The following is a 9288-nucleotide window of genomic DNA, read 5'->3' on the forward strand; positions in this document are numbered from 1 at the left end:
GGGCAGATAACCCCACCCGTGGTGACGGCCCCCTCCCCGCGAGTTCGCTTAGGGTTGGGGAGGGGTCTTATCTATGTGTTGCATTCTTTTTTCAAATTGGTATTATCTGAACCGTATTGCAATATAATATATTTCTAGATTTGGCACTTTGTGACTTGATATAAAGCAAAGATGTACTACTTGGAGAAATATGTAGAATTTTAAAATAGTTTGTAGCGATTGTTTTATAAAGTCAAGCAAATATAGACAAAAATAGTTAGCTCGTAGATTGGGTGGGACGAAGTGAAACTCAATATTAACTCATAAATTGTTGGCTGATGCTATTGCTTAACTCAACCTCGGACGAAGTGCGATCGCACTAATTTTTGAGAAGCCATAGTAAAGGCGATCGCACTTTAATATTCTTGAACAACAAACACTTGTGTCGAGAAACCTTTTTGATTTTGCTTTTTAATTCTAATCAATCTACTTGTTAAGGGTTGGGTACTCTGAAAAGGAAATCCTTGAATTTTAATCAATCGCAAAGAGCGATCGCACAATCAAATAAAAAAGGGATGTTTATCTCACTCCCTTTTTCAAAAATAAACTTTATCTTGAGTCGGAACGATTAGAACAGTCGAAAAATAAACGGATAACGGACAGGTTCATCTGGTTTGCTGAAACATTGCAACAATGCCCAAATTGTCAATCCCCAATGCAGTAAAAAGCCAAAAGCAACAACGGGGAAAAACAAAATTCCGCCAATACCAAAGGTAAGCCAAGATAGAATCGCAATTGGGACTCCAATTACGGTTCCCCAGAACCAAACATTGAAGTGAAAATTAATTGATTCTTTGGCGTTGCTTTTAACAACTGGGTCATCGGAAATTAAGTAAATTGCAATTGGAACCCCAATCGAAAACAATGCTGTACTGAAGAAAATCGCCCCATGACACAGAGATGATAACAATTTGCGCTTATCAGAATTGTATGTAACTTGCATCCTGGTGGCTCCTCAATTTGCCTTTTAGCTTCGATTTTAAAGCTCACTGAATAGATTTAATATTGCAGGTTCCCGTACTTAAAAAGTTTTCAGGCTTTTCGCTGAAATAGATTAACTTTGATTGTTACTCATCAACTATAAGTTATGAGGTTTACCGAACCTCTACAGTAGAAAACCTCAAGAGTATTATCAAGGATATCCTAAACTCTTAGCCCCCGGATATCCTTGTGCCTTACAGCTATTTTCATTTAAATAGAACACAACCTCTCCCCGCCGACCGCACCCCTCTCCTTGCTAAGGAGAGGGGATGGGAGTGAGGTTCGAGTGTGGTCAATTCAATTGAAATCTGCTGTAACTGATTCTTCAAATCAAACCGGATTTTTACCAAAGTCCTTGAATAGGTTCACCGGAATCAGAACCAGAATCAGAACTAGAATTAGAACCAAAATTAGGATCGCCTGCCTTGTATCCCTCAGCGTAACCCCGCGTGTACTCGCGGGAGTAAGTAACAGATAATTTACGGCTTCCCGCAAAGGGATTGTAAGTCTTTCCAGCCAAGGCATCTGATAAACCAGCCTCATAACCCCTGTTATAGTATTCGCTCAACTCATCATCACTTTGAGCCAGCAGCAGTTGACGGGGATTAATCTGCTGTGCTTCTACAGCTAGCACTGTCCCTAATAAGGTGAAAAGTGTCAGCGCAGACACCAGAAAACGCTTAGAGTTCATCAATCACACCACACTTGTAAATCTTGGGTTTGCGTCATTGGAAAACAATGAACAAAGTCTAGACTTAAGCTCCAGCCTCGAGGAAACACTATTTGAGATTCAAAAGAAGACTACTCTGTAATTAAATTTTATACACAAAATGTATTGAACAGTTTGAACAGCAAAAGGATAGAAGGGCACAATATTAGAGTATCCGTGGCTCAAAATACAGTCAATCTATCTAAAGTCGGAAAAAATATATAATTTTGGGTTTTTTTAAAAGAAAAAGGAGACAGGCAGCTTTTAGTGATATTAAGCTAACAGCAGAGATAACATAAAATTAGGTATTGCCTTACTTTATATTACTTAACGAAGACAGCAAAAAAATGGGTAGATTAAATCCTTACTCACTACAAATGCAGATTACTCGCATGTTTGAACAAGGGCAAGGTTTTTTTGCCACAACCAAAGTGCAAGAATGGTTGAAAGAACGCGGTCACAATCCTACAGATTATGAGATTATTTTCAATCAAAAACCCGCTCCTCCCGGTTCCAAACAAGTAATGGTAGTGGAAATTGAATTGCGGCGTAAAGACGGACAACCAGTAGACCCTTGGTTGCAAGAACAAGCAAATTTACAAAAATGATAGAGGGTTATTTTTCAGAGAACTTAACATGACAGCTAATATCAAAGAACCCGTTACTTACGAAGGTGGGTGTCATTGTGGCGCAGTGCGCTTTCGGGTAGTAGTTGACACACACAAAGCCGATGATTGTAATTGTTCAATCTGTAGAAAAAAGGGTTTTTTGCATTTAATTGTGCCGCGAGATAAATTTACTTTGCTACAAGGCGAAGATCTGTTAACAACCTACAGATTTAACACAGGAGTTGCCCAGCATAAATTTTGCAGCGTTTGTGGAATACATTCTTTTTATATTCCTCGCAGTCATCCCGACAGCATTGATGTTAATATTCGTTGTCTAGATGGTGATGTGGTGTCGAACTTTGAAATTGTGCCTTTCGATGGAACCAATTGGGAAGAGAATATATATAAGTTGCGGTAATTTCAGGAAATTAGGCGATCGCCAACGCTATGTGGTTTACTAACCTCAAGGGATTTGGTTACGACCTTACTTTAACTGCTTAATAGCAGTTTTTTATTTTTTGTTTATACAGATTATCCTTAAGAACTATACTTAAACAATATCAGGGTGGCCATTCTGGTCAAACCCTCGATCTGCTTGCTAAAAAAATTCTTTATTTTTGAGGGTGTGAGTGAAACCAGTACAGAATGAGACGGTAATATATGCTCTGGCGCATTCTGATAGCTGGAGTTATTTTGGGAAGATATTCATTCAGTAACCCTGTCCTAGTATGTCACACAAAATTGCAAAGCTAACTCCAGAACAAGAAGCTTTGATTAAATTTTACCGAGAGAAATGGAGAAATATAGCACTTTCAACTGAGCGAATCGACAGACAAAAGGCTATTGAAGGAGTTAAAGAACTTTATAGTTTGTGCCATATAGAACAGCCTGAAATTATCTTTTGTGAAAGCCCTTATCAGGCTATGAGTAAGGCTTTACCCCAGTTAGAGGCTCGAATTATTCAAACCACACCTTTGAAATTTTTACAATTGGGCTTAGGTATATTAAAGTTATTTCCAAATTTAACAAAACGTGAATCCAAGAATGTGGAAATTCAAAGACCCAGTGATGTAAATATCCACATTAACACCACATTATATTATAGATTTATATCATATATGAAAACTCTAGAACAAACATTAAAAATTGATATGGCGGATGTTCTAGAGTTAGACATTGACGCTAATCTCCCAGAACTATACCACCAACTACAATTTCAATTAGAAAAACAGTATGATAGTAACTTCATACCTAGTTTTATCTTTTGCAGTTATTGCAGTTGGTTGGATTTTTGGAAATCTGTATTCAATTACACAGGCGAACAAAAGCTATTGCAAGTTCTTCATTTATTGGCAGAATCTAGTGGGTGTATTTTTCCATATCAAAGGGTAGCAGTAGTGTGCGATCGTCCAAGCAAACTTTCCTTAGACGACCAAAATCGCCTCCACGCTGAAGGCGAACCCGCCATCCAATTTACTGATGGTTACAATCTCTACGCCAATAGTGGTGTCATCTTACCGGAAAAATACGGTAAACTCCACCCCCATCAGTGGCAAACTTCATGGTTGTTAGAAGAAAAAAATGCCGAACTACGGCGAGTCTTAATTCAGGGTATTGGCTATACGCGTATGCTCGAAGAATTGCAAGCGAATGAATTAAATTCTTATCGAGAATACACATTATTAAAAATTGAGAATGAAATCGATGTAGAACCAATTTATTTGTTAAAGATGACTTGCCCCAGCACGGGATTTATTCATGTGTTGCGTGTACCATCTGATCTAAAATCAGCGCAAGAAGCCATCACTTGGGTAAATTGGGGAGTTGCACCAGAAGAATTTGTTGTACAGACTTAAGTTAGAAAAATAGACGCTATTTTCTACGAACTATTTAAATGAGGTTAGCTTAACTTGGTAGAGTGAATATAAAAAAGTAGCCAAATCATAACGGCATCACATGGGCAGTATTTGGGAACTCGATTTTTACTCCCGTCCGATTCTGGACGAAAATCAGAAAAAAGTTTGGGAAGTCCTGGTTTGCGAGAGTCCTTTGGATACTCGCGCAAATGTTGATTCTTTGTTTCGCTATGCTGAGTATTGCCCCAGTACTGAGGTAAATTCCGTATGGTTACGGACGGCGTTGCAGGAGGCAATTGACAAAGCAGGTGAAGCACCAATTAAAATTCGCTTTTTCCGCCGCCAAATGAACAATATGATTACCAAAGCCTGCAATGACTTGGGAATTCCAGCACAGCCAAGTCGTCGAACTTTGGTACTGAACCAATGGTTGCAACAGCGGATGGAACAAGTGTATCCAAATGAACCAGGTTATCAAGGGGGAACTAATCCCTCGGTACGTTTGGAAGCGCCTTTACCCCAACGCTTACCTGATGCTTTAGAAGGGCAGCAATGGGGATTTGTAACTTTACCAGCTTCAGAATTTATGGATATGCCAGAGTGGGAAATTGACTTTGGTGAAGGGTTTCCCTTGGAGTTGGCACAAGTATCCCTAGAAATTCAAATTCCTGGCATTTTAATTTTCTCACCCAGAGCCTTGCCCCTGGCTGGCTGGATGTCTGGTTTAGATTTAGCTTGGTTGAAATTTAACAGCAGTCCGCAAGGGGCAAGATTGCTTTTAGAAACAGGTGCGACAGAAAGCTGGGTGCTAGCAAATCTTAGAAATCCGCAAATGCTGGCAGAAGCTAAAGGCTTTGAAGAAGCTAAGCAAAAAGCTAACGGAGTGCATTTCATGGGGGTGCAGTCCGACCCCCAAGCAGAATCTTTTGCTGGTTTTTGGCTATTGTGTGAGATCGATCTGCCGTAAAGTGAATTGGGGAACTGTTGGTGGTTGGTAGTTAGTGGATAGTGGTTAGTAGTTAGTGGTTAGTAGTTAGTGGTTATTTCCTTATTCCCCACTCTCCTCTTCCCCCACTCTCCCACTCCTCCCTTTCCCTATTCGCTAATCCTCATGCCACAGCCAGGAAACATCATGGTGTCTAAAAAGTTGCCACAAGATACACTAGCAGAACAGCTGCTGGAATTTGCCTTAAAATCAGGTGCAGAAGTTGCTGAGGTGTATCAGTCGCGATCGCTTTCTCGACCAGTCTTTTTTGAGGCAAACCGTCTCAAGCAGTTAGAAACGAGTCAAGCGGAAGGAACGGCGTTGCGACTATGGTGTCAGGGACGTCCAGGACTGGCAGTAGCTTATGGAATGGTGGAACCCCAGGCATTGGTAGAACGTGCTTTAGCTTTGAGTCGGTTAAGCCAACCCGAAACTGTAGAATTAGGCAGTAACTGTCAGCCTTCCTACCCAGATATCGGCGAAGAAGTGCCGGTAGAAAAGTTAGTGGAATGGGGCAAACAAACCATTGCCCTCATCCGTGATGCTTACCCAGAAGTTCTTTGCAACGGTGACTGGGAATGTGATGTGGAAACTACTAGATTAGTGAATAGTAAAGGTCTAGATTGCTACTATACTGACACTACTCTCAGTTGCTATATTTCCGCCGAATGGGTGCGGGGAGAGGATTTTTTGAGTGTTTCCGATGGTGAAACCGAACGTGGCAATCTCCAGCCCGAGAAACTTGCCGATCAAATTTTACAACGTTTGAATTGGGCAAAAGAAAACGTTTCACCACCTAATCGTCGCGTCCCAGTTTTGTTTACCTCGAAAGCGGCTGATATGCTGTGGGGTACTGTCCAAGCTGCTTTAAATGCCAAGCGCGTTTTGGAAGGGGCTTCTCCTTGGGCGGAACGCATTGGCAAACGAGTAGTTTCCCCTTTCCTGACTCTTTACCAAGACCCGCAAGCAGGGCCTTATAGCTGTCCCTTTGATGATGAAGGAACCCCTACTCAGCCTTTGGTGTTTATTCAAAACGGGGAGTTGCAGAATTTTTACTGCGATCGCACTACTGGAGGTCAACTCGGTACTCCTTCTACTGGTAATGCTTTTCGCCCCGGTTTGGGTAGTTACCCCACCCCCGGTTTATTTAATTTCCTCATCCAGCCTGGTTCTGGAACCCTACAAGAGTTAATTCAACTACTAGATGATGGCTTAATTGTGGATCAAATGCTAGGCGGAGGAAGTGGGATTTCTGGTGACTTTTCGATCAATGTCGATCTAGGCTACCGTGTCCAAAATGGTCAAGTCATCGGACGTGTCAAGGATACAATGGTGGCAGGTAATGTTTATACGGCGCTAAAACAATTGGTGAAACTGGGTAGTGATGCTGACTGGAACGGTTCATGTTATACTCCGTCTCTAATTGTGGAAGGATTATCTACCACTGGCAGAAACAATTAAAAAAGAAAAAATCAAAATTTGTTCCCAAATATGGAAGATGCGAGTAAAAGTCAGGATGGCGTCGGACTTGATAGAGTAGTATTTTTTGAACTTATTATCTCAAAATACGCTAAAATTTTCGATTTCGACTTATCCGAGTGGCAAGAGGTCAAAATTGTCAGATTTTCCTGGGAATTTCAAAAGTTTAGCAATCAAATTCTGCGCTTGATTTGTTGATAGTGTAACGGTCAAGCGATAGCAGCTTGGATATTTGTAATTAATTAAAAATTGGAGATTCTTGCATAAAAGCAGAATTTCCAACAGACAATTATTTTGACTTTTGACTTTTGACTTTAATTATGTCTCCCGCTTTGCTGACTCCGTGGATTCGCACAGTCTGGCAGCCGAGAAGAGGTTTAGCGATCGCAGAAGCTTGTATCATCGGTCTAGTCGCTGCCTTCTCTGCTGTATTCTTGAAATTTGGGTCGGGATGGCTAGGGACATGGCGAGTTCATAGTTCCCACGTTTTACCAGCGTGGCTATTCCTACCAACAGTTGGTTTGTGCTTTGGTTTTCTATCTGGGTTATTGGTGGAGAGGCTAGCACCAGAAGCAGCTGGTAGTGGTATCCCCCAAGTTAAAGCCTCTCTGGCGAATGTCCCAGTGAAACTGTCCTGGCGAGTGGCAGTTGTGAAGTTATTCAGTGCCATCATCGCGTTGGGTTCGGGAATAACTTTAGGGAGACAAGGCCCTACCGTCCAAGTCGGCGCAGCTTTAGCAGGGGGGATGAGTCGCTTGGTTCCTACCTCCCCAGACCATCGCCGCCAGATGATCGCAGCCGGTGCAGGTGCTGGTTTGGCAGCAGCTTTTAATGCCCCCATTGCTGGTGTATTGTTTGTTGTCGAAGAGTTACTTCAAGATTTATCAGAACTGACATTAGGAACCGCGATTATCGCCTCGTTTATTGGTGGAGTCGTCTCGCGTTTGTTGGGTGGTCGCAGTTTGCTACTTAACTTGGAATTGACCAACTCCTCTAGCAGTTTCTCCATTCCGGAAATTCCCTTTTTCCTAGTTTTGGGCGTTTTAGCAGGATTACTGGCGGCATTATTTAATCGCGGATTGATTAAAAGTATCAAGTTATATCGTCGTTTACACATCAGCTTGCCGCTGCGGGTAGCTTTGGCAGGATTTATCTCTGGTGTTGTAGTTGCAATTTTACCTAATGATTTCCGGAATAATACGGGGTTACGGGAATCTGTAATCGCAGGAGGGGCGGATGCATCCTTGGCTGCACTTGCTTTTTTAGCTCAGTTTATTCTCACCTTAGTAGCATTTGGTTCAGGAGCGCCAGGAGGTTTATTTGCTCCCAGTTTGATTTTAGGTTCCTGCTTAGGATACATCGTGGGTGTGTGCGAAGTCCAATTGTTTGGATTCGGTTCGACCACTACCTACGCTTTAGCAGGTATGGGAGCATTTTTTAGCGCCGTCTCGAAAGTGCCAATTACAGCGATAGTGATTGTATTTGAGATGACAACAGATTTCAATCTGGTGTTACCTTTAATGATTGGCTCTGTGACATCTTACTTGGTTGCCGACAAGCTCATGCCAGGATCGTTGTATACCAAGCTTTTACAATTAAATGGCATTGATATCAAGGAAAAACCAGCCTCTGTCGAAGGTGTATTGACACAGTTAACCGCAAGAGACGTAATGCAGCGACGGGTAGAAACACTGGATGCAGAGATGTCTGTGGAAGAAGTTGTACAGGCTTTCTCTCGCTCCCACCATCGGGGTTTTCCCGTAGTAGAAGAAAATAAACTAATAGGAATTGTGACACAAAGTGATTTACTAAAAATTCACGATCGCAATTTAGCTAAAGATACTCCCCTACGAGAAATCATGACACCCCAGCCAGTGACGGTTACACCCAGACACAACTTGGCTAACGTGCTGTATTTATTGAATCGTCATCAAATCAGCCGCTTGCCAGTGGTAGAAGGGCGAAGATTAATAGGGATAATTACCCGTGCTGATATTATCCGGGCAGAAGCAGACCGTCTTAACTGCGAAAATAGAGAACACGGGCCACAACCGGAACCTTCCTACGTGGTTTATCAAACGCGATCGCCCAGCACTGGCAGAGGTAGATTGTTAGTACCGGTGGCAAACCCCGAAACAGCGGCAATACTGCTACAAATGGCAGCAGCAATTGCCCGCGATCGCCACTACGAAATCGAGTGTTTGCAAGTGATAATTGTTTCTCGCCAGAGTTCCCCCGCCGAAACACCAGTCAGGACAGCCAAAAGTCGGCGGTTACTGCGAAATGCCGAAGTTTTAGGTAAAAAATGGAAAATACCAGTACATACACAGATACGAGTTGCCCACGATATCGCCCATGCAGTTTTAGAGACAATCAAAGAAAGACACATCGATCTGATTTTGATGGGGTGGAAGGGAAACACTTCCACCCCTGGTCGTATTTTTGGTGACGTAGTAGACACCGTTATTCGCCAAGCTACTTGTGAAATGGTGCTGGTGAAATTAGGTAATAGTCAAGAGTCAATAGTCAATAGTCAAAAGTCTCCTCTACTCCCTCTCTTTCCCACTCCCCCACTCTCCCACTCCCTCACTCCCCCACTCCTTCACTCCCCCACTCCTCTCCCCCCTCCCC

Annotated in this window: 8 protein-coding genes; 6 read left to right on the forward strand and 2 right to left on the reverse strand. The window is 42.4% G+C overall.

Annotation, left to right across the window (positions count from 1 at the left end; genetic code table 11):
- Window positions 1-607: 607 nt before the first annotated feature.
- A complete protein-coding gene (locus HXY43_RS11305) occupies window positions 608-982 on the reverse strand; it encodes a DUF4870 domain-containing protein (RefSeq protein WP_290883305.1) in 375 nt (124 codons plus the stop codon).
- A 381-nt stretch (window positions 983-1363) separates the two neighbouring features.
- A complete protein-coding gene (locus tag HXY43_RS11310; protein ID WP_290883307.1) occupies window positions 1364-1711 on the reverse strand; it encodes a hypothetical protein in 348 nt (115 codons plus the stop codon).
- Window positions 1712-2076: 365 nt separating this feature from the next.
- Here HXY43_RS11310 and HXY43_RS11315 point away from each other — a divergent pair, with 365 nt between their 5' ends.
- From HXY43_RS11315 to HXY43_RS11340, 6 genes are all read left to right on the forward strand, one after another.
- Window positions 2077-2337: a hypothetical protein gene (locus HXY43_RS11315; RefSeq protein ID WP_026735385.1), complete on the forward strand. Its 261-nt coding sequence runs from the start codon at window positions 2077-2079 to the stop codon at window positions 2335-2337.
- 28 nt (window positions 2338-2365) lie between these two features.
- Window positions 2366-2755 carry a GFA family protein gene (locus HXY43_RS11320; protein ID WP_290883309.1) on the forward strand — a complete coding sequence of 130 codons (390 nt, stop codon included), beginning with the start codon at window positions 2366-2368 and terminating at the stop codon, window positions 2753-2755.
- Between the two features lie 310 nt (window positions 2756-3065).
- Complete coding sequence (locus tag HXY43_RS11325; RefSeq protein ID WP_290883311.1) at window positions 3066-4193, forward strand: DUF6745 domain-containing protein; 1128 nt, start codon at window positions 3066-3068, stop codon at window positions 4191-4193.
- Between the two features lie 100 nt (window positions 4194-4293).
- A complete protein-coding gene (locus HXY43_RS11330; protein ID WP_290883312.1) occupies window positions 4294-5160 on the forward strand; it encodes a Tab2/Atab2 family RNA-binding protein in 867 nt (288 codons plus the stop codon).
- 165 nt (window positions 5161-5325) lie between these two features.
- Entirely contained in the window at window positions 5326-6639 is a 1314-nt protein-coding gene (locus HXY43_RS11335) for a TldD/PmbA family protein (RefSeq protein ID WP_026735389.1), read from the forward strand.
- A gap of 338 nt (window positions 6640-6977) precedes the next feature.
- The coding region (locus tag HXY43_RS11340) for a chloride channel protein (RefSeq protein WP_290883314.1) at window positions 6978-9288 on the forward strand (2311 nt) is incomplete at its 3' end.

Origin of the sequence: Fischerella sp., assembly GCF_013388695.1 — a bacterium.
GTDB lineage: Bacteria > Cyanobacteriota > Cyanobacteriia > Cyanobacteriales > Nostocaceae > PCC9605.

Coding starts and splice junctions, on each gene's coding strand:
- HXY43_RS11305 (WP_290883305.1), bottom strand. CDS start 982: ATGCAAGTTACATACAATTCTGATAAGCGCAAATTGTTATCATCTCTG.
- HXY43_RS11315 (WP_026735385.1), top strand. CDS start 2,077: ATGGGTAGATTAAATCCTTACTCACTACAAATGCAGATTACTCGCATG.
- HXY43_RS11335 (WP_026735389.1), top strand. CDS start 5,326: ATGGTGTCTAAAAAGTTGCCACAAGATACACTAGCAGAACAGCTGCTG.
- HXY43_RS11330 (WP_290883312.1), top strand. CDS start 4,294: ATGGGCAGTATTTGGGAACTCGATTTTTACTCCCGTCCGATTCTGGAC.
- HXY43_RS11310 (WP_290883307.1), bottom strand. CDS start 1,711: ATGAACTCTAAGCGTTTTCTGGTGTCTGCGCTGACACTTTTCACCTTA.
- HXY43_RS11320 (WP_290883309.1), top strand. CDS start 2,366: ATGACAGCTAATATCAAAGAACCCGTTACTTACGAAGGTGGGTGTCAT.
- HXY43_RS11325 (WP_290883311.1), top strand. CDS start 3,066: ATGTCACACAAAATTGCAAAGCTAACTCCAGAACAAGAAGCTTTGATT.